This window comes from Shewanella khirikhana, from assembly GCF_003957745.1.
GTDB lineage: Bacteria > Pseudomonadota > Gammaproteobacteria > Enterobacterales > Shewanellaceae > Shewanella > Shewanella khirikhana.
Map to the genome: position 1 here is coordinate 3,467,547 of NZ_CP020373.1, position 26,007 is coordinate 3,493,553.

Annotated in this window: 25 protein-coding genes; 7 read left to right on the forward strand and 18 right to left on the reverse strand. The window is 56.1% G+C overall.

The window, feature by feature from the left end:
• Window positions 1-27 precede the first annotated feature (27 nt).
• From STH12_RS15195 to STH12_RS15225, 7 genes are all read right to left on the reverse strand, one after another.
• On the reverse strand, window positions 28-441 hold the full coding sequence (locus STH12_RS15195) for a hypothetical protein (protein WP_126168320.1): 414 nt from the start codon (window positions 439-441) through the stop codon (window positions 28-30).
• Between the two features lie 97 nt (window positions 442-538).
• A complete protein-coding gene (locus STH12_RS15200; protein ID WP_126168321.1) occupies window positions 539-1,588 on the reverse strand; it encodes an HlyD family secretion protein in 1,050 nt (349 codons plus the stop codon).
• Window positions 1,589-2,917, reverse strand: a complete 1,329-nt coding sequence (locus STH12_RS15205) for a glycosyltransferase family 2 protein (protein WP_126168322.1) — start codon at window positions 2,915-2,917, stop codon at window positions 1,589-1,591.
• On the reverse strand, window positions 2,917-4,302 hold the full coding sequence (locus STH12_RS15210; RefSeq protein WP_126168323.1) for a TackOD1 domain-containing metal-binding protein: 1,386 nt from the start codon (window positions 4,300-4,302) through the stop codon (window positions 2,917-2,919). Before STH12_RS15210 ends, STH12_RS15205 begins: the two co-directional genes overlap by 1 nt.
• A 289-nt stretch (window positions 4,303-4,591) precedes the next feature.
• On the reverse strand, window positions 4,592-5,521 hold the full coding sequence (locus STH12_RS15215; RefSeq protein ID WP_126168324.1) for a pseudouridine synthase: 930 nt from the start codon (window positions 5,519-5,521) through the stop codon (window positions 4,592-4,594).
• Window positions 5,522-5,598: 77 nt separating this feature from the next.
• A complete protein-coding gene (locus STH12_RS15220; RefSeq protein WP_126168325.1) occupies window positions 5,599-6,174 on the reverse strand; it encodes an LON peptidase substrate-binding domain-containing protein in 576 nt (191 codons plus the stop codon).
• A gap of 133 nt (window positions 6,175-6,307) precedes the next feature.
• The gene (locus STH12_RS15225) at window positions 6,308-7,363 is read right to left on the reverse strand and encodes an alpha/beta hydrolase (RefSeq protein ID WP_126168326.1); all 1,056 of its coding nucleotides are present in this window, start codon (window positions 7,361-7,363) and stop codon (window positions 6,308-6,310) included.
• A 200-nt stretch (window positions 7,364-7,563) separates the two neighbouring features.
• On the opposite strand from STH12_RS15225, the gene STH12_RS15230 reads away from it, so the two are divergent.
• The gene (locus STH12_RS15230; RefSeq protein ID WP_126168327.1) at window positions 7,564-8,025 is read left to right on the forward strand and encodes a NanQ anomerase/TabA/YiaL family protein; all 462 of its coding nucleotides are present in this window, start codon (window positions 7,564-7,566) and stop codon (window positions 8,023-8,025) included.
• Window positions 8,026-8,164: 139 nt separating this feature from the next.
• The gene (locus tag STH12_RS15235; RefSeq protein WP_126168328.1) at window positions 8,165-9,829 is read left to right on the forward strand and encodes an alkaline phosphatase; all 1,665 of its coding nucleotides are present in this window, start codon (window positions 8,165-8,167) and stop codon (window positions 9,827-9,829) included.
• A gap of 52 nt (window positions 9,830-9,881) precedes the next feature.
• On the opposite strand, the gene STH12_RS15240 is transcribed toward STH12_RS15235, so the two are convergent.
• Window positions 9,882-10,469, reverse strand: coding sequence for an MliC family protein (locus STH12_RS15240; RefSeq protein WP_126168329.1), 588 nt, complete (start codon window positions 10,467-10,469; stop codon window positions 9,882-9,884).
• 152 nt (window positions 10,470-10,621) lie between these two features.
• On the opposite strand from STH12_RS15240, the gene STH12_RS15245 reads away from it, so the two are divergent.
• Complete coding sequence (locus STH12_RS15245) at window positions 10,622-10,945, forward strand: hypothetical protein (RefSeq protein ID WP_126168330.1); 324 nt, start codon at window positions 10,622-10,624, stop codon at window positions 10,943-10,945.
• Here STH12_RS15245 and STH12_RS15250 read toward each other — a convergent pair.
• From STH12_RS15250 to STH12_RS15280, 7 genes are all read right to left on the reverse strand, one after another.
• Entirely contained in the window at window positions 10,923-11,567 is a 645-nt protein-coding gene (locus STH12_RS15250; protein WP_126168331.1) for an HAD family hydrolase, read from the reverse strand. The genes STH12_RS15245 and STH12_RS15250 overlap by 23 nt on opposite strands.
• Window positions 11,564-12,589 (reverse strand): DMT family transporter, encoded by a 1,026-nt coding sequence (locus tag STH12_RS15255; RefSeq protein ID WP_126169551.1) that lies wholly within the window; start codon window positions 12,587-12,589, stop codon window positions 11,564-11,566. The genes STH12_RS15250 and STH12_RS15255 overlap by 4 nt, the downstream gene beginning before the upstream one ends.
• 55 nt (window positions 12,590-12,644) lie before the next feature.
• Window positions 12,645-14,099, reverse strand: coding sequence for an MBL fold metallo-hydrolase RNA specificity domain-containing protein (locus tag STH12_RS15260; protein WP_126168332.1), 1,455 nt, complete (start codon window positions 14,097-14,099; stop codon window positions 12,645-12,647).
• Between the two features lie 128 nt (window positions 14,100-14,227).
• Window positions 14,228-16,453: a two-component system response regulator gene (locus STH12_RS15265; protein WP_126168333.1), complete on the reverse strand. Its 2,226-nt coding sequence runs from the start codon at window positions 16,451-16,453 to the stop codon at window positions 14,228-14,230.
• Between the two features lie 141 nt (window positions 16,454-16,594).
• Window positions 16,595-17,800 carry an organoarsenical effux MFS transporter ArsJ gene (arsJ, locus tag STH12_RS15270; RefSeq protein ID WP_126168334.1) on the reverse strand — a complete coding sequence of 402 codons (1,206 nt, stop codon included), beginning with the start codon at window positions 17,798-17,800 and terminating at the stop codon, window positions 16,595-16,597.
• A 5-nt stretch (window positions 17,801-17,805) separates the two neighbouring features.
• A complete protein-coding gene (locus STH12_RS15275; protein ID WP_126168335.1) occupies window positions 17,806-18,819 on the reverse strand; it encodes an ArsJ-associated glyceraldehyde-3-phosphate dehydrogenase in 1,014 nt (337 codons plus the stop codon).
• A 57-nt stretch (window positions 18,820-18,876) separates the two neighbouring features.
• Window positions 18,877-19,212, reverse strand: a complete 336-nt coding sequence (locus STH12_RS15280) for an ArsR/SmtB family transcription factor (protein WP_126168336.1) — start codon at window positions 19,210-19,212, stop codon at window positions 18,877-18,879.
• Window positions 19,213-19,555: 343 nt separating this feature from the next.
• On the opposite strand from STH12_RS15280, the gene STH12_RS15285 reads away from it, so the two are divergent.
• Window positions 19,556-20,659, forward strand: coding sequence for a phosphoribosylaminoimidazolesuccinocarboxamide synthase (locus STH12_RS15285; RefSeq protein ID WP_126168337.1), 1,104 nt, complete (start codon window positions 19,556-19,558; stop codon window positions 20,657-20,659).
• Between the two features lie 163 nt (window positions 20,660-20,822).
• Here STH12_RS15285 and STH12_RS15290 read toward each other — a convergent pair whose 3' ends face one another.
• Entirely contained in the window at window positions 20,823-21,161 is a 339-nt protein-coding gene (locus STH12_RS15290) for a winged helix-turn-helix transcriptional regulator (protein WP_126168338.1), read from the reverse strand.
• A 90-nt stretch (window positions 21,162-21,251) separates the two neighbouring features.
• Between STH12_RS15290 and STH12_RS15295 the strand changes: the two genes are divergently transcribed.
• On the forward strand, window positions 21,252-21,545 hold the full coding sequence (locus STH12_RS15295) for a YciI family protein (protein WP_126168339.1): 294 nt from the start codon (window positions 21,252-21,254) through the stop codon (window positions 21,543-21,545).
• Between the two features lie 65 nt (window positions 21,546-21,610).
• On the opposite strand, the gene STH12_RS15300 is transcribed toward STH12_RS15295, so the two are convergent.
• Window positions 21,611-22,522, reverse strand: a complete 912-nt coding sequence (locus STH12_RS15300; protein ID WP_126168340.1) for a zinc metalloprotease — start codon at window positions 22,520-22,522, stop codon at window positions 21,611-21,613.
• A 266-nt stretch (window positions 22,523-22,788) separates the two neighbouring features.
• Here STH12_RS15300 and STH12_RS15305 point away from each other — a divergent pair, with 266 nt between their 5' ends.
• Entirely contained in the window at window positions 22,789-24,300 is a 1,512-nt protein-coding gene (locus tag STH12_RS15305; RefSeq protein WP_126168341.1) for a mechanosensitive ion channel family protein, read from the forward strand.
• Window positions 24,301-24,473: 173 nt separating this feature from the next.
• Window positions 24,474-24,971 carry a GNAT family N-acetyltransferase gene (locus tag STH12_RS15310; protein WP_126168342.1) on the forward strand — a complete coding sequence of 166 codons (498 nt, stop codon included), beginning with the start codon at window positions 24,474-24,476 and terminating at the stop codon, window positions 24,969-24,971.
• Between the two features lie 117 nt (window positions 24,972-25,088).
• Here STH12_RS15310 and STH12_RS15315 read toward each other — a convergent pair whose 3' ends face one another.
• Window positions 25,089-25,790 (reverse strand): SIMPL domain-containing protein, encoded by a 702-nt coding sequence (locus tag STH12_RS15315; protein ID WP_126168343.1) that lies wholly within the window; start codon window positions 25,788-25,790, stop codon window positions 25,089-25,091.
• Window positions 25,791-26,007 lie beyond the last annotated feature (217 nt).

Sequence of the window (26,007 nt, forward strand, 5' to 3'; positions counted from 1 at the left end):
TGCAGGGCTTTTTGCGGCCAATTGGGCTTACGCCTTTGGCGGAGGTGGCAGGCTCACGGGCGTGGATGAAGCGCCGCTGCCGGGGGCCGGAGTGCGCTTCATTGGCTCTGCCCCGGCAGGGGGCGGCAGGGGCGCGTCCGGCGATGGGATACCAGAGCTCTGGACCTCTGCGGCGATATTCTCTGTGGTGTCTGAAGCCATCTTCTGCGCTGCCTCTACTGCAGCCTTTGGTTCTGACTGTACAGCCAGCTGTGCGGTATCGGTTGTTGCAGTAGACGGCGCTGCCCCTGTTTCAGTTCCTGACGCTTGGGCTTTGATGGCTTCGGTTGTCGGCAGCGGCTCAGAAGCTGCTGGCGCCTTATCGGCTCCGCCCAGCTGCCAAACCGCCAGCCCCAATAAAGTTGCGGCTGCCAGTGCCAGTATCAGCTGTGTGCTTTTCATTATCTTCCCCATCTGCTGTTTCTGTTTGTTGTTTCTATTCGCTCAGGGAAGCTTACGGGCACTGGCACACTTTATCAATGGATATTGTATTCAAAACTTAAAAACGGTCGAAACTCACTTCAACCGGTACCCCTTCCACCGCCAGTGGCAGGGCATCGTCAGGAGTCAGCGTGACCTTGAGCACCGGTTTTTCACCGTCGAACGGGCCAGACAACTGCTTGGGCAGCTTACTTACCAGCTCGGTGGGTTCTTCCACCCGGCCACGGAAACTGTCGCCGTTGGGCAGCCGAATACTGGCTTCCTGCCCCAGGCCTGCGTAGTCGAGGTATTTGGGGTCAAGGTAAGTCACCACCACAGGATTAGCGCGGCCAGAGAGCCACAGCAGCGGCCGCTCCAATGCCAACTGCTCACCCACCTGCACCTGAATATCGGCCACCCGCGCATCGTAAGGCGCACGAATGGTGAGCTGCTCCCGCAACGCTTTAAGACGCGACAGCTCCAGCTCCATCCGTTGACGGCTTTGGGTAACCACCCCTGCCTGGCGGGATTCCTGCTGACGCTGCTGCTCCATAATAAGCTCGGCCCTGGCCTGCTCCAGCGCCATTTTGGCCGATGTGTGCGCCTGCATCACGGCCGCCATGTCGGCGGTCGGCACCACGCCTTTGGCGCGAAACTTCTCAAACTGGGCCAGCAATTCGTCCTGACGCTTCACCCCTTCATCGGCGACGCGGATTTTTTCGCTGAGCTGACTGCTTATCTCGGCGCCAAGGTCACGAAACTGCTGCATCTGCGCCAGTTGCCGCTCCAGCCCCTGAATCTGCGCGTCCAGCGCCGGGTCTTTCAGCACCAGCAGTGGCTGACCTGCACTCACGGCATCGCCACGCTTTTGGTATACCGCGTTGACCATGCCCGCAGCCGGAGAGCGCATCTCCAGCGGCTCGCTGGTAACAATGCCGGGGGCCAGCACAAACAGCCATGGCTTCAACAAAAACCACAGCACCAACAGCACTGGGGTGATCACCAACGCCAGCAGCAAATACCAACGGCCACGATAGCCACCACGCTTGGGCTTGTCGTAATTCACCTTAACGCCGGACTCCTGGGTAGGCGCCTGCGCCTTGTCCGACGGACTGTAACTCACCTTCACTTAAAATCTTCTCCCGCGCTTCATCACCCACCAGGGCGCCATGGAACTCTCCTCATGGGAGCGGCGCACCACTTCGTTGAGAAGCGCAAATGCACATACAAGCCGCATAAACAGGGCATAAAAGGGGTACACGGGCAACCACACGGCCAGCTTCCAATCCTGGGAAGGCCGCTCCGAAATTGCCAGCAACACCAACAAATAGAAAAACACCAAAAAGCCCAGATAGAACACGTAAATCGTCATGGCTATCGAGGTCAAAAACTGCCAGGGATAGGCGAGCATCAGCCCCACCCCGTAGATCACTATCACAAAGGGCATCAGTACATTTTGCAGGAAGCCGTACAGTAATGTGAATAAAAATGTACCTGTGCCCAAGAGTTTAGGGGTAAAAGCAGGCCAATGCTTACGGAAATACAGAAACAACAGGTCGCCGTCCCAGCGCAATCGCTGCAGTACCAGGGTTTTCAGATCCGGCGGCGCGTCTGTGTGGCCAATGGCCAGGGTCGCAAAGGGAATATGCCACTCGGGGTGGCGGGCAAAGTATTGTTTGAAGCGCAGGGTCAAATCCAGGTCTTCCGCGGTATGGGTATCCCAGCCGCCAATCTGGATCAGCAGTTCGCGCCTGAACGCCCCGAACGCACCCGAGACATTGTTAAGCAGATTCCACTGACCAAGACCGGTTTTACCGCCCTGCATCGAAATCAGGTATTCGATGGCCTGCATGCGGGTCCAGAAGCTGTCTTTGACGTTACGCACCCGCAGCGCGCCGCCCACGGCGGGCACGTTGGGGTCTTCAAAATAGGGCACTATGGTCGACACCATGTCGTTATCAAACGAGGTATCGGCATCGGCGTTGAGCACCAGCTCACCTGTGGCAACACTCAGCCCGGCATTGAGGGTTGAAACCCTTCCGCCCCGTTGCCACTTGGGCAGCACTATCACGTTGCGCCCCGGCCGCGACAGCTCCCGGCTGGCCTTCATCGCCACCTGATAGGAGTGGTCGTTTTGCACCGCGCCGTCCACCACGGCGATGATTTCCATCTCGCCGTCATAAATCTGCTCCACAAAGGACTCTATGGTCGAGCGCACCGCCTCGCCTTCGGCGTAACAGGTGATAACGCAGGACACCTTCGGCAAGTAGGACGACACCTTGGGCGGCTGCATATATTGCTGATAATAAAAGCGTAAAATGCCCAGCACCACCATCAGCATCAAGGGCAGTTCATAGCAGAGGATCAGCGGAACCAGATACACCAAAAAGCTGCGGTGGGTGCCCAGCTGATGCCAGACATCCGCCAGAATGTACTCAATGGTATGCAACTCACTCATCAAAGCTGCGGCGCCCCGGCAAGCGCCTGTGCCAGCCACTCATCGATGGCTGGGCCAGTCTCAGCAGGCAGCGACAGCGCCCGCAGACGGACTTCGATGCGGCTGCCTTCCTGCAACTCTTCCATTTCTCTGAGTTTATCGGCCACAACCTGAACGTGGGACACCTCGGTATAAGGCAAAAACAGCAGCAACCCCTGGGCGGTGTAATTGCTGCAGGCATCGGTGACGCGAATAAGCCCCTTGAGCCGCTCCATCATGGCATCCAATCGGGCAAAGCCACGGGTTTCGCCTTCGGCCTTGAGAAAGGCGTCCAGATTCAGCATCTCAATCGACATCAGCGAATGATGGTGACCATGGCGCTGTGCCAGTTGATTCTGCCAGTTAACCAGCCACAGAAACTGGCCCTGACTCATGCGCTCGCCGGGCACCATCTGAAACAGGTTTTGCAGCGCCCCCTGACGCACCAGCGCACGACCGGCGGGGGTCAGGCGGAAGCTGTGAATGTTACGTACCTTGAGCCTGTCGAGTCCGGATGGGGTCGAGCAGTGTAGGCAGTGGGCTTCAACGCTTGCCTCCACAAACAGGTGATCGCAGCTGTTACAGCCCTGATTTTCAATGGGACGATCGTAGTCTACCCCTATGTGCCTGAGCTGAGTCAGACAATTGGGGCAACCCAGATTGCCGCTGCGCAGAAAGTCTTCCTTGGCCCCCACATGGCCGCAGTTGAAACAATGCAGACTGCTGCGATGCTCGATATCGAGACTGCGACAACGGGGGCAAACGTCGATGTAATTCAGGTGGCCCGAGTAGCAGTGCGGGCAATAGCGGGTGCGGTTGTAGAGGCGCTTGGGTTCAATCCAGCCCTTTTGCTTGAGACTGTTAAGCCAGGCAAAGACCTCCTGGCTGTCCATGCCCCAGGCTCTCAGCAGCGGGTAATCGTAGAGCTCGGGCCGTGACGGCACCGCGTGGGGCGCCAGTGCCGAGTCGGTCAGCCACAGCCAGCACAGCAGCTTGAATTCAGGGTCATCGCCATGGGCCAGGCGCATTTGTTCGAGGCGCTGCTCATGCTCGGTGCAGTGTTCTCTGAATTGGGAGTCAAAGACACCGTTGGCCAAAAACGGCGACAGCGCGCTTTCGTGCAGCACAAAAATAAGCGACAGCGCTGTGGCACTGTTGCCACGCAAAAGCCGCAGCGCCGCATCCTGCTCTTCAGCCGGCAACGCCAGCACTATCATGGTGCTGTTGTTGCCCTGACGGCTTGCCTCGTCGGCACAGGAGAGTTCTGAAAACCAGGGGTGCCATGGCTGAGGTTCGCGGGGGCCAATCCAGATAGCATGGCCGTGGGGCAGCTCACTCGGCGCTGATGTGATGGTTGCAATAGACATAGTTGGATACCAAAGAAATGATGTCAGCCGTCAACCGAAATCAAACACCTTGATATTGCGTGGGGAAAATCCATTTCCTAAGCCGGACAACGACGGGAATTAACAGCCAGCCTACACCGTGTAAAATGTTACGTCTAGTTACAATATTAGCACAATGTTCTGTAAGAAAAGGATTTAATGCCTGATTAACAAAAGGGCTTCCCACCCGCCATGGAGTTAGCCAAAGCCCATTCACAACCGGCAACAGCAGTAACATTGTGTAACTGAGCGAAAACAGACGAATATGCTGTCAGGCAAATTCACCGGCAAAACCGTTGCAACCCATATCGATAGCTTCGCCGCTGAGCGGATCGGTAAAGCGCAGCCGCTTGGCCACCAGCTTGAGTGGGCGGTCAAAATTGTCTGCCGATTTGGGCATCAGCTGTGGATAGAAGCGATCGTTTTCCAGCGGCATTCCCAGGCTCTGCATATGTACCCGCAGTTGATGGGTTTTGCCGGTGATGGGGCTGAGTTCGAACAAACCGCGATCGCCCTGATGTTTGAGCAGTGAAATCTCAGAATGGCTATTGGCCTCACCCGCCACCACCCGCATCAAAAACGACGGCTCAGCCTCGGCCATACGGTTTTTCACGGTCCAGTGTTTGGGTAATTCGAGCCCTTCGTCCAGGCTCGCCATCAGCTCGGGGGTCAGTCTGGCAACGGCCTCATAGTCTTTGCGAATACGGCCGCTTAAAAACAGCTCGTGATAACAGTGGCGGGTATCGGGATTCAGGCTCATCAGCATCACCCCGGCGGTCTCGCGGTCGAGCCTGTGGGCAGGGGAGACGGTATCTATGCCGGTGGCAATCCGCAGCCGGTGCACCAAACATTCGTTGACATAATTGCCAGAAGGCGTGACCGGCAGAAAATGCGGCTTGAACACCAGCATCATGTGGTCGTTGCGATAAAGGATCTGTTCCTGAAACGGAATGCGGGTTTCGGCCACCACTTCACGGTAGTAATACACCCGAGCCGTAGCACGGTAAGGGGTTTGCAAATCAATCGGACTGCCATCCTGCCAATGCACCTTGCCGTCCAGAATACGGGCACGCCAAACGTCTGCGCCAATACGGGCAAAATGGCTGCACAGAAACTCGAATACAGTGGAAGCTGTGTGGTCCCTTGGCAGCACCACATAGGAAGGCTGAGCGGCACGGGCGCCACTGGCGTTATCAGTCACGTGAAAAACCCTTTGGGAACGGGGCGCTCAGTGTAATTGCAAAGACAGGGCGGGGCAAACGCCCCGCCCTGACCGGCTTAACCCGCGTGGGATTTGATGAGTTTGAGCACAAAATCCATCGCCTTGTGACAGTCAGGCTGATTGGCAAGTTTGAACTTGTCCTGACTGTACATGGGCAACACCTCCAGCCAACGTTGGCTGACCCAGGCAGCATCTTCCAGGTGTACATCGCTGTAAAGACCAAAGAGGTCGGGATTCACCTGATAAAATTGCTCCAGAGCGGCGCTGATGATTTCGAACTCGCCGTCGATAGGCTCTTTTTCCCAGTTATGACACGGCCGACCCTGCACCTTCCACAACAGGTCTTTCTCCTGATGGGCAGAGAGGATTTCAATCCGCTGACGCCCCTCAACAATGATACTGAGGGAATCGTCCTCTAACTGGTTAAAGTCTATGATCTCGCATTGTGTCGCTTCAGGGTAGCAAGGTGGATGACCATTGGCCTTGTGCATTGCGAAGGCCAGCGGGTAATAACCCTTGTATACCTCGGCAACCATACGCAAATAGCGCGGCTCAACAATCCTCAACTCAAGCCGTCCATCTGGCAACAGTAGGGCGTCGTGGATCAGTAACGCCATTTCCTGTGATTGCATGGTAACCTCCTGCAACAATCTGCGGAGTAGAACTCACGAACTGATCAAATTTTAGCAGGTTCGCAGCACACAAACCCCATGAACAAAAATTAATCAGTCTCAAGCATTAGACCAGCAAACAGAATACTTTGTTTCATTCTGAGAAAGGTTCGAGTATTAGCTCTCCACCGTGCAGCGCCTCGTTAAACTCATCCGCCAGTCGCTCGCTCATGGCCACCGCCGTATGCCAAAACCGCTGACGGCTCTCGGTGTCCAGGGTCTTGAAATCGTCACGGTCGGGAATTTTCCCGTAGGGCAACGAGGCCACATACTCGGCCGATGGCACCAGCAAGAGTGCATTGTGGTAGTTGGCGGCGGCCTGTCGCCATGGCAGGGATTTATCAAACCAGCCCGGCTTCACCTGAGGGAAGAAGTGCGGATACAGGGTCAGTCCCTGATGCTGCTCAAGTTCAAAATCAAAGTGATAGTCGGTAATCCCACCATCATAAAAGTGTCCTTGCCCCGCCCCGGCAATCGCTTTTACCGGCGCCAGCAGCAGCGGGATGGACCCGGTAGCCTGCAGCACAGCATTGAGGTTTTGTTCCGACAACAAACACTGCCTGGTAGGCAAATCCTCGAGTAAACGAAAGTGCGATTCATTGTCTTTTTGAGAAAACACCAAGCGCTCAAAATGCCAGCCGAGGCTGCGGCGACTGAGCGCGTTGGTGGCGGCTGTCAGTGATAATCCCAGCGCCAGGGGCAATTTTCCATTAACCCGGTTTAAGTGTTTGCCGCGGCAAACCACGAAATGTGAGCGAATAACCGGGTTTTGCAGCAGCTCCCCGGCGCCAGTGTCACCTAAAATGGCCTGCACTATGCCACTGACCTGCCGACTGACTTCGTCACGGCTGGGTTTTACATCGTAGCGCTGGCCGATATAAAAGGCTTCCAGGCGGGCGTAGGCTTGCAATCTGTCTTGCTGGGCGAGGCAGGCGAGCCGCCAGGCCCCCGATGAAGCGCCCAGGGTATACAGCGGCGTCTGGCGCTCTTTGAAAAACTCACTGAAAAGATACTTGTCCAGCCCGGCAATGCCAATCCACTTGGGGCCGCCCGAAGCCGCCAGCAGGCGCGAAAAAAGCTCAGGCTTAAGCCCTTGTTCACGAATGGTTTTCATGGCGGTTTTGCCCGCCAGCAATCTCAGTGCCTTCAACGCCTGTCCTTGAATCTCATCCCCGGGAAGTGAAGCACCTTACACCATTTACGTCTGCCACCAAAATTTGCGGCCCGGTTTTGAAAGTCGCTGCCTTTGCCTGGATGCAGGCGCTATAATTGCGCCACTTTTTACGCTGTAACTTCAGCTGAATATCCAACTGCATCAACCCGGGCGCTATGCCCATGCCGGAGCTTTAAATGATTGTAGATAAACTGGAAAACCGCCACAGATACACAAACCTGCATCCGCGCATCACGGCCGCGCTGGAGTTTCTCGCCAGTACAGATCTGGCCGCGCTGCCAAAAGGGCGTCACACCATCGACGGCGATAAACTGTTTGCCATCGTTAACGACTACCTCACCCAGCCCGCCGGCACCGAACCCTTTGAAACCCACAGACGCTATGCCGACGTGCAATTTGTGGTCAGTGGTGAAGAAGCCTTTGGTTACCTGCCGCTGGAGCAGCAACAGCCGCTGGCTGCCTACAACGAAGCCCATGATTTTGTTGAATATGATTATGAGCAAAACCGAGAGGCCGCCTGCTTTATCCCACTGAAGGCCAATATGTTCGCCATTTTCATGCCGGAAGACATGCATATGCCGGGTACCGGTGAGCTGCCAGTGGCGGTACGCAAAGTGGTATGCAAGGTGCTCTTGTGATTTAACCGCATGATATTCCAATGCAATAAATACGAGCCTTTACTCAAACTGCAATAAAATCGTCGTCATTTTGTCATCTTGTCTCGCCAGACTCTTGGGCGTTTTAACCTCACCCTCATGGATAAAGAGACAGCTGATAATGAAACATAAAAGCCTGCTGGCAGTCGCCATCGCCACCGCCCTGATGAGTGGCTGCAACGATGACAAAACCGTTGAAGTAATTAAGGAAGTCGAGGTCATTAAAGAAGTGGCGCCCGAGGAAGTGACCTCGGTGAAAAACGTCATTCTGATGATTGGCGACGGCATGGGTGCTCAGCAGGTAGGTCTGCTGGAAGAATACGCCCGCCGCGCCCCCGCCTCTACCTACAACGCCAAGGGCAACCAAACCGCACTCAAGCGCCTGGGCGACGCCGGACAAATGGGTCTGTCACTCAACGGTCCTGACGGTAGCCTGGTGGTTGACTCCGCCTGTTCTGCCAGCCAGCTTGCCACCGGCAAGCCTGCAGGTTCAGAAATGATTGGCCTGGATGCTCAGGGTTATGTAGTTGAAACCATTCTTGAAATGGCAAAAGCCAAGGGCAAGGCCACAGGCCTGGTATCCGATACCCGCCTGACCCACGCCACCCCGGCAGCCTTCGCGGCTCACCAACCACACCGCAGCTATGAGTCAGCCATCGCCGCTGAAATGGTCGACAAGTCCGTGGTCGACGTGATGCTCTCAGGCGGTGCCCGCGAGTTTATCCCACAGGATGCCAGCAGCAACGACGCCGTGAAGGCAGAACTTGCAGCCCTGGGCGCTGCTGCTTCGGTGGTGAAAAAGTCCAAGCGTAAGGACGACCGCAACCTGCTTAAAGAGGCCAAGGAAAGCAAAGGTTATCAGCTGGCATTTGACCGTGAGCAACTGGCCGCCGCCGATGGTGACAAGCTGCTGGGTCTGTTTGCCAACTCAGGCATGATGGACGCCATCGCCTACAAGGCCTGCCAGCAAGCCGGTGATTGCAAAGAGCCATCATTGCGCGACATGACATTGAAAGCGCTGGATATCCTCTCCAAAGATCCCGATGGTTTCTTCCTGATGATCGAAGGCGGCCAGATTGACTGGGCCGGCCACGTGAACGACGCCGGTTGGATGCTCAACGAACTGCTGCGCTTCGATGAAGCCGTGGACGCCGTGTACGAGTGGGCCAAAGAGCGCGACGATACCCTGGTGCTGGTGACCGCCGACCACGAAACCGGCAGCTTCGGCCTGAGCTACAGCCGCAAAGACCTGCCGGAAGCCCAGAGCCTGCCAGGCGACGGCATGCAGGGCGCTGACTACCAGCCCAACTTCAACTTCGGCAGCCTCGATAAACTCGACAAGCTGTACGCCCAGAGCGGCACCTTCTACAACATGATGGACAGCGTGAGCGCTGATTGGGCCTTCGACGGTACCACTGGCGATCAGTGGGCTGCTGCCATTAACCAGTACAGCCAGTTCAAGGTGACCCCAGAGCAGGCCGCCCCGGTTGCCCTGCGCGAACCCAACGAGTACTGGGTAGATGGCCACAGCTACCTGTCTGCCACCGTATTCCCTAAAGTGAACGACTTCAAAGAGTTCTACGTTTACGCCGATGAAGTGCATGCCAACCTGATTGGCCGTGCACTGGCGGCCGACCAAAACGTGGTTTGGGGCACAGGTACGCACACTGCCGCGCCGGTTCCCGTGTACGCCTTTGGCCCATACGGTGTGACCAAGCAATTCTCGACCATGCAGCATCACACTGAAATTGGTCAGAAAATGATTAAAGCCCTGATTGGCGAGTAAGCCGTCAGATGCAAAAAAGCCGCCTTGGGGCGGCTTTTTTATTGCTGCAGGATTAGTTTTTCAGCTTGCAGCTGAATGGCTCGCTGCCATAGCCCCAGGTCACAGTGGCTTCTCCCTGATGTTCCCAGAAGCTTTCGTTCCCGCCCTGGTATTTGGCACCGCTGGCACTGCGCTCACTGTACATCAGTGACACGCTGTCGCCCCGCTCGGCAATCAGGGTGCGCGGTTCGGTATCAAAAAAGCTCACCACCAATTCTCCGTTTGTGCCGCAATCCCAAAAGAAGGGACCTCGTTCGGCAAGCAAGCGATAGCGAGCCTGCAACTCGGCGATGCGCAGCAGATAATTGTCCTTCACGCAGCTTTTCAGGTCGCTGCTTTTCCAGCACTCGTTACGGCCCTTTATCCAGCCACGCTGCTCGGCTTTCAGCATGGGAGGATGCTCGTTGTGCGCCTTCTCACGGGCGCCGCTGTACACCTTGGCAAGCTGTCGGTCCAATGCCGCAAGCTCAGCATCCTCGCAAATAAGACGCTCTGCCACAGCCGGGTTTTGCCCCAGCTTATTGCAGTCGAATGATGGCCCCTCGGCGGCAATAAGGGGCTGGCTTGCCAATGCCAGTGCGAATATCCATTTGAACTTCATCGTTTTCTCCTTTCAAGCGCCTGAGCACTGAGTTTGCCCGGGGGCGCTGAGCTGCTATGCTGCGCTAATTCCATTGTTCGAGGCTAAGCTCCAGTATGTCGCGCCCCACCAGGGTTTCCAGTCCCACAACTCGGTCCTGTGAATTCAAAGCCTTGCTGCTGAATCTATTTGTGTGCCCCGGCAGTGGCCATCTGTATCTGAATAAAAAGCGCCTGGGGTGGGCTATTTTGATTGTCACGGCCATCAGTTTGTCATTGATGCTGGCCGATATTCTGTCAGTCTCAAGACAAATGGCCGATGAGCTGCTGGCGGGCAGTCTGCCAATGGATATCACCGGGCTGATGGCCGAATTTCATACCCGCACCCTGAGCATGGAGAGCGCCCAACAGGGGCTATATCTGCTGGCTGCGGCCTGGCTGTTTGGCATTGCCGACAGCTTGAGACTCTTGTGGATTAGCCGCGCCGGCTCGCGCTGAACGCCTCAATCAAGCCAAAATAGCAGGGAACCAGCACATCTGCCATAGAGGCAAAAGGTGGCAATTCTGCAGGGCAATACAAAGCGGACGGGCTGCCTGCCCGCTGGGCGGTTTGCAAATCAAACAGATAATCCCCCACATACAAAAGCCGCGCAGGCTCAAGCTGCCAGCGGCTGGCTATCTGGAGTAGTCCGCCCGGATCAGGCTTTGGCGGCGCATCTTCACGGGTCAAAAGCACATCGACTTCAAGCCCGAGTCGGCTCAGGGTATGGCTGGCGGCTTCGCGCATATTGCGGGTCAGCACGGCTATGGGCAGGCCTTCAGCATGGAGCCAGTTCAGCAGCTCAGCCGCACCATCAATCCAACTGGCATTGGCAGCCGCTTCCAGCTCGAAATGATGCACAATATCCAGCGCTCGGGCCTGCTCAGACGCGGGCAGACTTTGCACATGGGCCAGAATATCGGCGCCGGAAGCAAGCCTGAGCGCCGCGCGCATCGCGGGAAAATCGGGATTGGAATGGGCCAGGGTGCCATCCAAATCGAACACCACGGCATCGATGCTACTCAGCTGCAAGGGCCGCTGAAACTGCGGTGAAGCCGCGCGGGTATTGCCAGGGGTCATTGGCGGGGCTCTCCTGTTACAGCATCTGCCCCTGTCACAGCCTCGCCCTCTGCTTGAGTGCGCGCCTGAGCACGGGCCGCCTTTGCCGCCAGATACTTCGGCAGTAATTGCAGTGCCGCCACGGCGGCGACAATCAGCACTATGCCGCCCAAACTCAGCGCCGTAAGGCTATCTGAGACAAACACCCCTGGCCACCAGTTCAGCGCCACGACTATGGCGGTAAGGGTAAAGCTCACCACCGGCGTCAATGCCAGCATGGCGCTCACCTGGGCCGTGGGCCAATACTTCATGGACTGACCAAAGCAGCCATATGCCACCAGGGTATTGATGGCGCAGAAAATGGCCACCAGCCAAGCGCCCTGATCCATAGAGGCAAAGGCTGAGAAATCGCATAGCGGCGCCATCACCAGAATCCCGGCACCATAAATAAACAGCAGCACATTGGCGGGCGACAGCTTGGGGATCAGCGCCTTTTGCAGCAGCGCATAACTGGTCCAGGCCAAAGCCGATGCCTGCACAATCAGCAGGCCTAGCAGCAACTCTCCGGCGCCGCCATCGAAACTGAGTCTGGGGGCAAAAAAGCAGTACATGCCCAGCGCCAGCAAGGCAAAACAGGCCAATTGCACCGCCTTAAGCCGCTCGGCAAAAAACAGCACCCCGCCAAAGGCAAGGAAAAAGGGCGCGGTTTGGAAACTGAGCTGCGCCACACCGGGCGCCAGATAATCGAGGGAATAGACAAAGGAGACGTAGTTGAACATCAGCAGCAGCGAGGCCGCGAGCAGCATAGTCCAGTCGCGGCGATTCAGGGCTGCAAACTGACGCAAACGGCCACCAAGCCACTGCACAGCAACACTCACCAGCAGGGCCACCAAGAAGCGAAACCAGGTCAGAGTGACTGGGTCGATAAAGGCTGCCGACAGTTTTAAAGCAATGGGCAACATGCCCCAGAACAGCACGGCAACAGCGACATAAATCAGGCCCGTGCGCAGCGATACGGCGTCCACTTCATTCCCCCAAGGCATCAAAGCAAACATGATGCAGTAAGGCATGCAGCAACGCCAGCGCTAATCGTTGGCGTTAATCTTCTGTCTGCCCCTGCCAACGCCAGCGCAGCGTCGGTAGCGCGGTCAGGTCCAGGCTGTCGGCAAAGCCAGCAGCGGCCAGTGCCCTGGGAGGCTCGGCGGTGTTTTCCAGGGTAGCCATAAGGATTTCCTGAGCTTCTTTTTCGCCATGCACCAACACCAGTGGCGGTCTGTGCTCAAAGTGCTGATACCAGCGGATCAGCTCTGCCTGATCCGCATGGGCCGACAGGCCACCCACTGTATGGATCCGTGCCCTGACATCGATTGACTGGCCATTGATGGTAAGACTGTCGACACCATCCACCAGCGCCCTGCCCGGCGTGCCTTCGGCCTGATAGCCACAGATGATGATGTCGCACTCGGGTCTGAACAGGTTGTGCTCCAGATGACAGCGAATGCGGCCACCATTGCACATGCCGCTGCCGGCAATGATGATAAGTCCCTGATGTATCTCATTGAGTGCCATCGAGTCTTCGGTGTTTTGGATAAACTCCACATCGGAAAGCAGCGGATGTTTGCCGGGGTGTTGGCGCACAAAGCGTTTAAAGTCTTCATCCATCAGCGGATAGTGGCGGATGTAAACCTTGGTGGCCTCAATCGCCATCGGGCTGTCCAGACAGATGGTCCAGCGGGACAAATCCCAGTCTTTGGCATACAGGTGGAACAGGTACAACAGCTCCTGCGCCCGTCCCACCGAAAAGGCAGGGATCAGAATATTACCGCTGCTGCCGCTGATGGCGCGGGCGAAAATGACTTTAAGCTCGGCAAGGGTGGCTTCCCAGCTACGGTGCTGACGGTTGCCATAGGTCGACTCCATCAGCACCAAATCGGCACTGTCGACCATAACCGGGTCTTGCAAAATCGGCATGCCGGCACGGCCAAGGTCGCCGGAGAACACCAGCTTTTTGCGGTGCCTTCCATCATCCAGCTCAAACTCCAGCAGCGCCGAGCCGAGAATATGGCCTGCATCGCTGAGGGTCACGGTTACACCGGGGATGGGGTCGAGTCGCAGCCCATAGTCGATGGGAATAAACCGGCTGATGGCATGGTCGACATCTTTTTCATCGAACAATACCTCAAGCGGCTCAAGGCCCTTTTTAAGACGCTTTTTGTTTTGTCGCTCTGTGTCTTTGGCCTGCAACATGGCGGCATCCTTAAGCAGAATGGCGCACAGTTCGTGGGTAGCGCTGTGGGTGAAAATCGGGCCGCTGAAGCCCTGTTTGACCAAGAGTGGCAGCCTGCCTGAGTGGTCGATATGCGCGTGGGAGAGGACAACCGCGTCTATGCAGGCGGGGTCAAAGGGAAAGGGTTCACGATTACGGGCTTCCTGCTCTTTACGGCCCTGGATCAGACCACAGTCAATCAGCAGCCGTTTACCATTAAGTTCAAGCAAATGGCACGAGCCGGTTACTTCTTCAGTGGCGCCGTAAAACGTCAGTGTCATCCCCATGATTCAGCCTCCTGCAACCTCGTTGGAATACCAAAGCAGAGTGCCGGAAAAACCTTTTAAACTCAAAAAGGTTTACCCAAATCTGTGTGATTCATACGCTTTTGTCAGTCCCTTGCCGTACGGCCAGCTCAGATATTACTGCCATCGAGCAGCGCCAGCGCTTCTTTCACCGGCAATGGGCGGTAGAAGAAAAAGCCCTGCACGTAATCCACCTGCATCGACTTCAGCAATGCCAACTGGGCTTCTGTTTCAACCCCTTCAATAATCAGCTGTTTATTAAGGTCGCGCCCTATACGCAATATACCCTGTAACACGGCAATGGCCTCGTCGCTGTCGGTGAGGTGGGAGATAAAAGCCCGGTCGATTTTAATTACCTGAATAGGCAACCGCAGCAGATAGCCAAGGGATGAGAAGCCGGCGCCAAAGTCATCCAGACAAATCACAAAGCCGCTTTCATGCAGTCGATGCAGCTCGCCAATGGCGCGATCTGAATGCACCAGCGCATTTTCGGTGACCTCCAGCTCCACCCGATTGAAGGCCACACCTGCTTTGATAAATTCTGCTTTGAGATCATCAACAAAGGTTTCGTGGTGCAGCGAGTTGGCCGAAATATTGATGGAAATCGGCACCCTCAGCTCGGGATGCTCATTGATAAGTTCACAGGCGGCGCGGGCGACATAGAGGTCGACCATGTAGTAAAGCCCGGATTTATCCACTGCGGGAATGAAGGCCCCGGGGGGGATGTTGCCTTTTTCAGGGTGCTGCCAGCGGATAAGCGCCTCATAGCCCATCACATTGCCATGGTTAATATCCACCTTGGGCTGCAACACCAGATACAGCTCGCGATTATCCAGCGCTATACGCAGGTCGCTGAGCACAGTCATGCTGTCGCGGGACGCCTGCTCATAACGTTTATCAAAGGTTTCGCCCGAGCCACGCCTGTGCTCTTTGGCGACCTTGAGCGCCGACTCGGCATGGCGCAGCATCCGCTCTATATCTATGTCGTCACCCTGCTCCAGCACTGAGCTGCCCACGGTCAGCCCCAGCCGAATCGATTGTTCGTCTATCATCAGCGGTTTGGCGCAGCGCACCGCCAGCTCGTGGGCGGTCAGTCGCCCTTCGGGCAGCAGCACCGCAAACACGTCGGCATGCAGGCGCGCTATCATGGCGCGGTTGGCAAATTCCTTACGCAGCACCCGCGCCATTTTACCGAGAATGTTATTGCCGAACTCATAGCCCAGCGACTCGATAATCTGATGAAAATAATCAATATCCAGCATATAGAGGCTGGCGGCTCCGCGGCTGCCTCGCTTAAGGAACCCGGCGCCATATTCCACCATGCCTGCGCGGTTGTAGAGGCCGGTGAGTTCATCAAAAAATGCCGCTTTATTGAGGTGGGAGAAAAACTTGGCGTTCTCCAGCCCCAGCGCCACATTGAGGCAAAATACCTGCAGCAGCTCCTGATCCACCTGGGTCAGCCCACTGGCATTTTCGGCCACTATCACCCCCTGCCAGCCAGATGGAGTCGACAGATACAGGCAGCTGCAACTGGGTAAAAAGACGTGCTGATTGGCGCTTAGAGTCCGCTGTACCAGTTGACGCTGTTCCAGCTCAGGGTCGAGCTCATCCAGGCTCTTGCCGTAAAAATCACGGAACTTGTCGCTGGCGGCCACCACCAAAAACTCCTGATTGCCCGACTCAATGGAAAAGGGGCCATTCAGCGGCCGCTGGGACACACAAAACAGGCTGTCGGCCTTGATATTGAACAGAGCATCGATTTGGTCCAGCACACCACTGGCAAATTCATGAATAGAGCGCTCCTGAAACAAATTGGCGGCAGCGTTAATGACCGATCTGAGTCCCTGACGGCTGCGCTCCAACGCATCCATCTGCCTGAAACAGCGCAGGCCAGTGGCCACCACGGTAAACAGCTTATTGCGGGTCAGCTCGCTCTTGGTTTTGTAGGAGTTGATTTCGTATTTGAGGATGACTTCCTCTTCGGGGGTGTAACCGGGCTGACCGGTTCTGAGCACGATTTGCAGCAAATGATTGCCAAGCTCATTGCGGATGCGGTCCACCAGCATGAGTCCGGCTTCGTCGGTTTCCATCACCACATCCAGCAGCACCAGCGCCATCTCGGGATGGTTCTTAACCAAATCAAAGCCTTCTTTGGCACTGAAGGCGGAGACAAACTCAAGCGGCCGGCCAAAAATCCGCACATGCTTCAGCGCCAGACGGGTCACATCATGGATGGCGGGCTCATCATCAATGATGCCGATAATCCAGGCAGGCTGGGGCGCCACTGCCGGTACTGTCTGTTCATCGCGCTTGCGATTGGCAAATAGCTTACCCAAGGTGAGTCTCCCGGGATAAAGGCAATCTGAATGGCGCTGTCATGCAAGCTCCTGTATTGAGGGCATGCATCAAGTGTAGCAGCAATATAACAAGGTAAAGTGGCACCCCAAGGGAAGGTGCCAATTTCATCCGGCTGAGACTTATTTCTGCCTTGGTAACCCAAGACTGATGATGGCGGTCAGCAGCAACATGGCGGCGCTGACCCACAAACAGGCAGCCAGTCCCCAACTTTGGAACAGGGCACCAGAGAGCAGGGTGCCAAACAGCCGGCCAGCGGCATTGGCCATATAGTAGAAGCCCACATCCAGTGACACCCCATCCTCATCGGCGTAATGCACTATCAAAAAGCTGTGCAGCGATGAGTTAACGGCAAACAGAGCGCCAAACAACAGCAGCCCGGCCAGGAGCCAGTAGAGCCCCCAATCCAGCCCCAAAGCGATAATGGCCGGAGTAAACATCAGCAGGCTAACCCAAAGCACGGCCTCAAAACCGCCCGGCGTCCGCCCGGCCCTGCGGGTAATGAGTGGCGCCGAGGTTTGCACCAAGCCATAACCAATAATCCAGGCCGCGAGGAAACTGCCCACCTGCCAGTGGTCCCAGCCAAACTGCACCGCCAGATACACAGGCAAGGCCACCACAAACCACACATCCCGCGCGGCAAACAAAAACAGTCTCGCAGCAGACAAGATATTGATATTGCGGCTTTTAGAGAAAATATCTTTGAACTTGGGTTTGTTCTTGGCCTTGCCGAGTTCCCGTTTGAGCCCTGCAAGACTATCCAGCCAAATCAGTGCCAGCAGCATGAGCAAAATCGCCACCGCGCCCGCAAAGCCAAGCAGCGACAGGAGTGCGCCGCCCAAAAAGAAACCCACGCCCTTGAGGGCGTTTTTAGAACCTGTGAGCAGGGCGATATATTTAAACAGCTTTTCGTCCTGCCCCTCTTTGGGCACCAGAGTCTTGATGGCGCTTTTCGCACTCATCTTATTGAGATCTTTGGCAATACCAGACAATGCCTGCGCCGCCATCACCCAGGGCACGGTAAGCCAGGCCGCCGGTGCCAGCAGCATACCCAGCGCCAGAATTTGCAGCCCCATCCCCAGATTCATGGTGCGGTTAAGACCAATACGGGCACCTAGCCAACCGCCAACAAGATTGGTCACCACCCCAAAAAACTCGTAAAACAGGAACAACATGGCGATCGCCAGCGGCGCATAGCCAAGCTGATGGAAGTAGAGCACCACCAGCATCCGCAGCGCGCCATCGGTAAGGGTAAAAGCCCAGTAGTTGGCGGTCACCAACAGGTATTGGCGCTGCTCAGGCGTCAGCGTATTGCCCCTCGCAAACATTAGATTTACGCCTTATCCATCCGGCCAACCATCAGCGCCAGTTCGGCCACCCGGTTGGCATAGCCCCATTCGTTGTCGTACCAGCAGTAAAGCTTCACCTGGGTGCCGTTGACCACCATGGTCGACAGGGCATCCACCACACTGGAGCGCGGGTCGGTGCGATAATCAATCGACACCAGCGGCCGCTCTTCAAAGCCAAGAATGCCCTTAAGCTCGCCGTCGGCGGCAGCTTTCAGCAAGGCATTCACCTCAACCTCGGTGGTGGGGCGCTCTACTTCGAATACACAGTCGGTAAGCGAGGCATTGGCCAGCGGCACCCGTACCGCATGGCCGTTGAGACGACCTTTCAGCTCAGGGAAAATATGAGTGATGGCGGTGGCACTGCCTGTGGTGGTGGGAATAAGGCTCATGCCGCAGGCGCGGGCACGGCGCAAATCCTTGTGGGGCGCATCCAGAATTGTCTGGGTGTTGGTGATATCGTGGATGGTGGTCATGGAGCCGTGTTTGATGCCAAGGCTTTCGTGGATCACCTTGACCACAGGCGCCAGACAGTTGGTGGTGCAGGAGGCGGCCGTCACAATCGGATGCTCATCGGGGCGATAAAGTTGATGGTTTATGCCCATCACCACGTTAAGGATGCCCTCTTCTTTTACCGGCGCTGTTACCACTACACGCTTCACGCCCTGGGCAAGATACGCCTCCAGCACCGCCTTGGTTTTCATCTTGCCGGACGCTTCAATCACCAGATCGCAGCCGGACCAGTCGGTCTCATCGATACCCTTATTCATGCTGGTAGAGATGCGAGCGTCACCAATCAGGATATTGCAGCCATCGCTGGCAACCGGATGCGCCCAGCGGCCGTGCACTGAGTCGAACTCGAGCAGGTGCGCCAGCGCCGTGGCATCCCCCGCCGGGTCGTTGATATGCACAAACTCAATATCGTCATTGCCCCAGGCTGCGCGCAGTGTCAGTCTGCCCATGCGGCCAAAGCCGTTGATACCAACCTTAATCTTGCCCATCTTGTCCTCTCAAGCCTGCCTTGGCAGGTCCATTCTTGTGCCTGTCATCACAGGCAATCAGCAGCAGCGCCCCGGGCGACAGCCCATGGCAGATAATCGTTGTTTCTCTTCATGCAGCCAGTCCGGGCCCTTATCGGCAAGGTATGCAAGCTGGCCTGCACACCAGTCGGGCAGCGTTTCTGCCTGACGGTAATAGACCCACTGGCCCTGACGTCTGTCCTGCAGCAGGCCTGCGTCTTTCAGTAGCCGCAGATGGCGGGAGATTTTGGGCTGACTCAGCCCCAGCGCCTCGGTCAGCTCACACACGCACAGCTCAGTTTCACCCACAATCAGCATCAATATTCTCAGCCTGGTGTCATCGGCCAGCGCCTTGAAGAAGCTCACTACGTCCATTGCGGTATCCCACTTTTTATATATGAAAAAAAGCATATACGAAAAAACATATATATCAAGTTCGGCTGCTGCCTTCGCAGTATCCAAGCGGCGGCTTTCAGGGTAAAATGGCGCCACTTTTTTCGGGCCGCCCAAAGCAGGTTGGCCGGGATAGTCCAAAGCCAGTTGCTCGTTGCGTCAGAACGCCTCGATGAACGTGAAAAAACCAAGTCGGACACGACCGCGCTTTTCTCACCCGCCTGCTGTGCTAAGTCTAACTATCCCATTGAAATAAATTAAAAAGTGCCTGAGCACTCAAAACATCTTAACCCTACACACTACGAAGCTTTGAGGAATACTCGTCATGAGTCTTGCTGATTCCGTACTTGCCGTGAACAACGACTTGCCTATCCGTACCGACAAACCCGTGCACAGCGGCAAGGTACGCAGCGTTTACTGGCTGACCGAGGCCGACAGCGCCCGCCTTATCCGCGAACGCGGCTACGATGTCCCTGCCGACACCCCGCTGGCCATCATGGTGATCTCTGACCGTATCTCCGCCTTCGATTGCATCTTCCACGGCGAAGGCGATCTGCGTGGTATTCCCGGCAAGGGCGCCGCCCTCAATGCCATTTCCAACCACTGGTTTGGTCTGTTCAAAGAAAACGGCCTGGCCGACAGCCATATTCTGGATATTCCGCATCCATTTGTGTGGATTGTGCAAAAAGCCCGCCCCATCAAGGTCGAAGCCATCATTCGCCAGTACATCACCGGCTCCATGTGGCGCGCCTACCAAAAGGGTGAGCGGGTATTCTGCGGTATCACACTGCCGGAAGGTCTGCAGAAAGATCAAAAACTGCCTGAGCTGCTGATCACCCCGTCCACAAAGGGCATTCTGACCGGTATCCCCGGCGTGCCAGAGCAGGATGATGTGAACATCAGCCGCGCCGATATCGAAGCCAATTTCGAAGCCTTTGGCTTTGAAAAGAAAGAGGATATCGACCTCTATGAAAAGCTGCTCAAAGAAGGCTTTGGGGTGATTTCCGAAGCTCTGGCGAAGCTGGATCAGGTGTTCGTGGATACCAAGTTTGAATTTGGTTACGTTACCGACAGCAAAGGTAAATCCAAACTGATTTACATGGACGAAGTGGGCACCCCGGATTCCTCCCGTATTTGGGACGGCGCCGCCTACCGCGACGGCAAGATTGTGGAAAACTCCAAAGAAGGTTTCCGTCAGTTTCTGCTGAATCACTTCCCTGACCCGGACATCCTGCTCAACAAAGACCGGATGCCTGAGCGTGAAGCCCTGGCCCGCGACAACGCCCTGCCGCTGGACGCCATGATGAACGTTTCGCGCACCTACACCGGCATCGCCGAGAAGGTGACAGGCCGTAAGATTGAACTGTCCGATAACCCGAAGGTAGAAATCATCGCCATCCTCAAAGAGCAATACGCTCTGGTGGACTGATAGCTGGCAAACAGCGCCTCGGCGCACTCAGCCCGCTGCAAACAAAAACCCCGGCCCAAACCGGGGTTTTTATTTACTGTTGCGGCAGAGCTAAACGCCACCACGCACTTATCCGCCAGTCTTTGCCGTTAGTACCGCTAGTCTTTTGCGTTAGTCCTTTGTGTTAGCGGCTTTGCTGCGTAATTTGCGCGGCCCACTCTGCCGACCAGGCACGCAGCGGATCCAAGGTTGCCATCAGGCTGACACCAAGCTCGGTCAGCGCGTAACCTTCCACCGTTGTTTGCAGTAAACGGGCCTCGGTCAGCTGTTTAATCCGGCTATTGAGCACAGACGGCGACATTGCATCACAGCGCTCCTGCAGGGCACGAAAACTCAGCGGCCCGGCGCCCAACTCCCACAAAATCCGCATATTCCACTTACGACCCAACAGGTCAAACACCGCCATGATGGCGACACCGGACTGCGAGCCCCTGACGGGTTCAAATGGCAATGGGGTTTTCATTTCTCTTGCGCTTCCAATTTAGTAGCAGTAGCATTTCGCTACGAATTACGTAGCAATCTAGTACAGCCCTCAACAAAAAGCGAGAAGATCATGTTTCTGATTGATATGCACTTTGCCGACAGCAGCAAGATAACCCCCGAACTCACCCAGGCCCACAGGGACTATCTGACCAAAGAGTATGAAAACGGCAAGCTGCTGTTTGGTGGCCGTAAAAATCCCCGCACGGGCGGCATTATTATCTCCCGCCATGACAGTGAGGCTGAGCTTAGAGCTGTGCTTGAGGCCGACCCCTTTATCCAAAGTGGCGCGGTCAGCTTCAGTCTCACCGAGTTTGTGCCCGTGATGGCCTCAGCGCAATATGCTCAGCTGCTGCCGCAAAGCTGAGGGTTCAGTGGCTGCCAACCCAAATAAAAAAGGCACCCCGGGGTGCCTTTTTCACACTGCATACATCAGAGATTACGGTAGGTGAAGCTCAGCTCATCGGCACGGTTGGCCTGACCTTCCGAGAATTCATACATGCATGAATCGTCGGTGTAATCCATAAAGTTGGTGATGGGGTCCAGGCCGGGATAACGCTTGCCGGAGCAGGAGTCACGGTTTACCGGGCAGCCATAGGCAGGGCTGCGCTCGGCCGGGGTGTCGGCCACGTAGTCACCATTACCGCTGCAACCACCCTGGAAGGTGTGGTACAGACCCAGCCAGTGGCCCACTTCGTGGGTGCCGGTATCACCTTCGTTATAAGGTGCGGCGCTGCCGCCCGGCAGACTGGAGTAGAGCACCACCACGCCGTCATTAACAGGATCAGACGCATAGCTGCTTGGGAAGGTTGCCCAGCCCAGCAGGCCACCGCCCATGTTGTTGGTGTAGAAGTTCAGATCGGCGGCATCGCCCTGACGCAGCGCCGACTTCATGTCCTTCTCGGCAGTGGAACCATGGGTCGCGGTATACCAGTTGTTATTGGCGGTATAGTCGGTCGACACCAAACGGAAGGTGAAGGGCGTGCTGGCGTAGGCGTTGTTGAGCACGTTGATCTGGGCGTTGATTTCGCCCGTCGACAGATTGCCGTTGCCACTGCTGTCGGTAATAACGTGCATATACACATCCACCACCACGCTGCCATTGGGTCGTGGCTGGTAGCTGGTGCCACCGCCGGGCTTGCCTTTGGCCATTCTCAGGGTTTGGAAATGCTTTTCACGCAGCTCAGCTTCCTGAGCGGTTGGGTGCTTGGTGCCGCAGCGCAGGAAGGATGCGTTGCTGTTGGCATGTTCCAGCGCGTTGTCATTTTTGGCGCTGCCGGTCATGGAAACCGACGCCAGGCCGAGGGCCAGTACCAGGGTAGAGGTCTTTGCAATCAAGCTCACAATGGGCTCCTTGTCATTATATTGGTTTAATCAGTCCATGGTTAAACGGGCTAAATTGCCGCCCCTGCAACCATGGTGACGGAGACACCAAAATCGCAGCCGTTGTTGGCATAAGCTGCATGATGTAGAGCATAAAGTAGCCAATTACACCTTGTTAATCAAATGTTATAGCCAAGTATTTTAGCTCTCGGCGTACCGAAGCCGTGCCAGTCGCCACGTGTAGGAAATGCCCTGTCTATACTCATCAAAGAATAGGGAGAAATCTTATGCCTGAGCGCCTGCCCGTATTTTCCTGGATGCTGGAACACTTTGCCTGGATTGGCTTTACCCTGCTGCTGATGATTATCCACGCCCTGCGAAGCCCCAACTGCCGCAGAGAACTGCTGTCTTCCTTTTGGCTGGCGGTGGGCGTGCTTGTGCTGGCGCTGATGGTGCAATACGAAGGGGGTTGGCTGAAGCTGCCGCTGCCGCCACGCTGGCTGTCTGAGCTGGTGAGTTTGCTGTGGGGGCTGGTGCTTATCCGCATTTGGGGCACCCTATTATTCAGGCTGTTACTGCCGGCGATGAAGTTCTCGGTGCCGCAAATTGTGGCCGATATAGTGGTGACCCTGGCCTACGTCGGCTGGGGCCTGTACCGGCTTTATGCCTCGGGCTTATCCCTGGGTGAAATTGTAACTACCTCGGCGGTGCTGACTGCCATCATCGCCTTTTCGATGCAGGATACCCTCGGCAACCTGCTCGCCGGGGTGTCGATTCAGCTCGACAGCTCCATTGGCATTGGCGACTGGCTGATGGTCGACACAGTGCAGGGGCGGGTAGTGCAAATCAACTGGCGCGCCACCACCATAGAAACCCGCAACTGGGAAACCGTGGTTATCCCCAACAGTCATTTGCTTAAACAACGCTTTACCGTGCTTGGCAGGCGTGAGGGCCAACCTCAGCAATGGCGGCGCTGGATTTGGTTTGAGCTGACCCTCGACACCCTGCCCACCCAAATTATCTCGCTGGTGGAAAACGCCCTGCGGGAAACCCAGCTGCCCAATGTGGCCCATAATCCCCGCCCGGACTGCCTGCTGATGAGTGTGGAAAAAGGCATTGCCCGCTACGCGGTACGCTATTGGCTAACCGATCTGGCCCGCGACGACCCAACGGATTCTGTGGTGCGCACCCTTATCGATGCGGCGCTCAGGCGCAACGACAGACGCCCCACCCCGCCGGTATTCAACGTGTTTATGGACCAGGCTCAGCAACATCAGGACGCCCGCCACAAACGCCACACCGCCGAGCGCATGTCGACCCTGAAAAAACTGTCGCTGTTTGCCATGTTGCAGGAAGAAGAACTGCTGCAACTGGCGGACAATTTACGCTTTGCCCCCTTCGTTAACGGTGATGTGATCCTGCGCCAATCTGAGGTTACCAAGTGGCTGTTTATTATCATTAAAGGCGAGGCAGAACTGGTATTTGAAAAGAACGGGAAGCAACTGACTCTCGGCATTTTGAAGGCGGGGGATTTTTGCGGCGAGCTTAGCCTGCTCACCGGTGAGCCCAGCAGTTTCTCAGTAGTCGCCAAGGGCACAGTGGAGAGCTACCGCATCAATCAGGAAATGTTCCAGTCGCTGTTTATGGCCCGTGAAGCCATGTTGCAGCCGCTGTATCAGGCGCTCAATGCCCGTCAGCAGGAGCTGACCGAGCTGCTGGCCCGCGAGGCCAACCAGCCACCTCCGCCGGAAAACAAAGATCTGTTCAATAAGATGATGCGCTTCTTCGGCGGCAAGTAATGCACTTGGCCAGGGCTTAGGTTATTCGGCTTAATTCCTGTGCATTGCTGCGCGCAAGCCCGATGGGTTGGGCGCATAAGCACGATGGGTTGGGCGCATAAGCGCGCTGGCGCCTGCGGCCGCCGCAAGGCATACTGCAAGCAACCTTACATCAGAGTGCAAACCGCCACGCCATGCGTATCGCCCCTTGTGAATTTGCCCGCGACGGCCACGCCATTCAGGCGATTTTCAACCACGCCATCGCCCACACCACCGCCCTGTATGAGTACGAGCCCCGGGATCTGGCCCGTATCGCCGACTGGTTCGCCCAGAAGGAAGGCAAGTATCCGGTACTGGGTGCCTTCGATGACGATGGTCATCTGATGGGCTTTGCCAGTTACGGTCCCTTTCGCGGTTTTCCTGCCAATCTGTATTCGGTGGAACACTCTGTGTATGTGCACCCCGACAGGCGTGGCAAAGGGGTGGCCGAAACCCTGATGCAGGCGCTGATTACATCTGCCAGGGAGCAACAGCTGCACATGATGGTGGGGGCGATTGATGCCACCAATGGCGCCAGTATCGCCCTGCATCAAAAGCTAGGTTTCAGCCATGCCGGCACCCTGAAAGAAGTGGGGTTTAAGTTTGAGCGCTGGCTCGATTTAGCCTTTTATCAGCTAAAACTGGCGCGCTGATAACCGCAGGTATCCGCTCAAGCCCAATGCAAAAGAGAGCCAATTCAGGCTCTCTTTTGTGGTTTTTTGGGATCCGAATTATCCGGACTTATTGCTTACAAACCATCGCTTGGACGCTTAATCACGAAGGCGGTAAGTGACTTCTACTCTGTCGGACAGGGTGATGTCGCCGGACTGATAGCTCTGGCCCACACCATTATCGGCCTCCATGGCAGCGGCCTTGTACATCACCGGGCGAACCGGGCCCTGATCGTAATAGCGGATATGCCACACGGTCTCGATTTTGGCGCCAAAGCCCTTGGCCAGCGCCTCGGCCTTAGTGCGGGCATCATCAATGGCAAGCTGACGCACCTTCTCACGCGCCGCCACGTCATCGCTCAGTTCAAAGCGGATATTGCCGACCCGATTAATGCCTGAGGTCAGGGCGGAGTCGAGGATATCGTTTACCCGGGTCAGGTCGGTGATGCGCACTGTCACCCGGCGGTTGGCGCCGTACCCCAGCAGCTGCGGCTCGGCATCTTTATGGAACTTGTATTCGGGATTAATCATCAGGTTGGCGCTTTCAATCTGCTCGCGCTTCACCCCGGCCGATTCAAGACGATGAATAAAACCGGCCACCGCCTTGTCGGACTTACGCTTCACTTCCAGCGGCTCCTTGCCCTTACTCACCACCTCCACCTGGATGATGGCCACATCGGGCGCCACTCTTAGCTCCGCCACACCTGTGGTGTCCAGAGTCGGAAATTCAGCCGCAACGGCAGGTAAAACTGAGCCCGTCATCAGGGCGCCAAGACACAATGCAGTCAGCGTTTTTTTCATGGAATTCTCCTTGGTGTTCAAATCGCTCTATCCCTTTAAACGGTATCCCTGGCAAAAGGGGTTAAAGTTTTTCAAAAAAATTTCCCGCCCATGGGTGCACAAAATTTCGCCACACACCCTGTACCTTTGATGCATCTGCGGTATAATCGCGCGCACTTTTTTGCCGGTCACCCGCTAAGCTCAATAAAGCCCCGGGTCACGGGCCCGAAACATCCGA

What these genes read in the sequence shown, in the direction of transcription:
- STH12_RS15315 (WP_126168343.1), bottom strand. Translation starts at nt 25,790, where the DNA reads ATGAAAAAAACGCTGACTGCATTGTGTCTTGGCGCCCTGATGACGGGC.
- STH12_RS15275 (WP_126168335.1), bottom strand. Translation starts at nt 18,819, where the DNA reads ATGGGCAAGATTAAGGTTGGTATCAACGGCTTTGGCCGCATGGGCAGA.
- STH12_RS15210 (WP_126168323.1), bottom strand. Translation starts at nt 4,302, where the DNA reads ATGTCTATTGCAACCATCACATCAGCGCCGAGTGAGCTGCCCCACGGC.
- STH12_RS15260 (WP_126168332.1), bottom strand. Translation starts at nt 14,099, where the DNA reads ATGGGGATGACACTGACGTTTTACGGCGCCACTGAAGAAGTAACCGGC.
- STH12_RS15295 (WP_126168339.1), top strand. Translation starts at nt 21,252, where the DNA reads ATGTTTCTGATTGATATGCACTTTGCCGACAGCAGCAAGATAACCCCC.
- STH12_RS15195 (WP_126168320.1), bottom strand. Translation starts at nt 441, where the DNA reads ATGAAAAGCACACAGCTGATACTGGCACTGGCAGCCGCAACTTTATTG.
- STH12_RS15290 (WP_126168338.1), bottom strand. Translation starts at nt 21,161, where the DNA reads ATGAAAACCCCATTGCCATTTGAACCCGTCAGGGGCTCGCAGTCCGGT.
- STH12_RS15255 (WP_126169551.1), bottom strand. Translation starts at nt 12,589, where the DNA reads ATGCCTTGGGGGAATGAAGTGGACGCCGTATCGCTGCGCACGGGCCTG.
- STH12_RS15230 (WP_126168327.1), top strand. Translation starts at nt 7,564, where the DNA reads ATGATTGTAGATAAACTGGAAAACCGCCACAGATACACAAACCTGCAT.
- STH12_RS15310 (WP_126168342.1), top strand. Translation starts at nt 24,474, where the DNA reads ATGCGTATCGCCCCTTGTGAATTTGCCCGCGACGGCCACGCCATTCAG.
- STH12_RS15280 (WP_126168336.1), bottom strand. Translation starts at nt 19,212, where the DNA reads ATGGACGTAGTGAGCTTCTTCAAGGCGCTGGCCGATGACACCAGGCTG.
- STH12_RS15250 (WP_126168331.1), bottom strand. Translation starts at nt 11,567, where the DNA reads ATGACCCCTGGCAATACCCGCGCGGCTTCACCGCAGTTTCAGCGGCCC.
- STH12_RS15235 (WP_126168328.1), top strand. Translation starts at nt 8,165, where the DNA reads ATGAAACATAAAAGCCTGCTGGCAGTCGCCATCGCCACCGCCCTGATG.
- STH12_RS15285 (WP_126168337.1), top strand. Translation starts at nt 19,556, where the DNA reads ATGAGTCTTGCTGATTCCGTACTTGCCGTGAACAACGACTTGCCTATC.
- STH12_RS15220 (WP_126168325.1), bottom strand. Translation starts at nt 6,174, where the DNA reads ATGCAATCACAGGAAATGGCGTTACTGATCCACGACGCCCTACTGTTG.
- STH12_RS15240 (WP_126168329.1), bottom strand. Translation starts at nt 10,469, where the DNA reads ATGAAGTTCAAATGGATATTCGCACTGGCATTGGCAAGCCAGCCCCTT.
- arsJ (WP_126168334.1), bottom strand. Translation starts at nt 17,800, where the DNA reads ATGTTTGCGAGGGGCAATACGCTGACGCCTGAGCAGCGCCAATACCTG.
- STH12_RS15305 (WP_126168341.1), top strand. Translation starts at nt 22,789, where the DNA reads ATGCCTGAGCGCCTGCCCGTATTTTCCTGGATGCTGGAACACTTTGCC.
- STH12_RS15205 (WP_126168322.1), bottom strand. Translation starts at nt 2,917, where the DNA reads ATGAGTGAGTTGCATACCATTGAGTACATTCTGGCGGATGTCTGGCAT.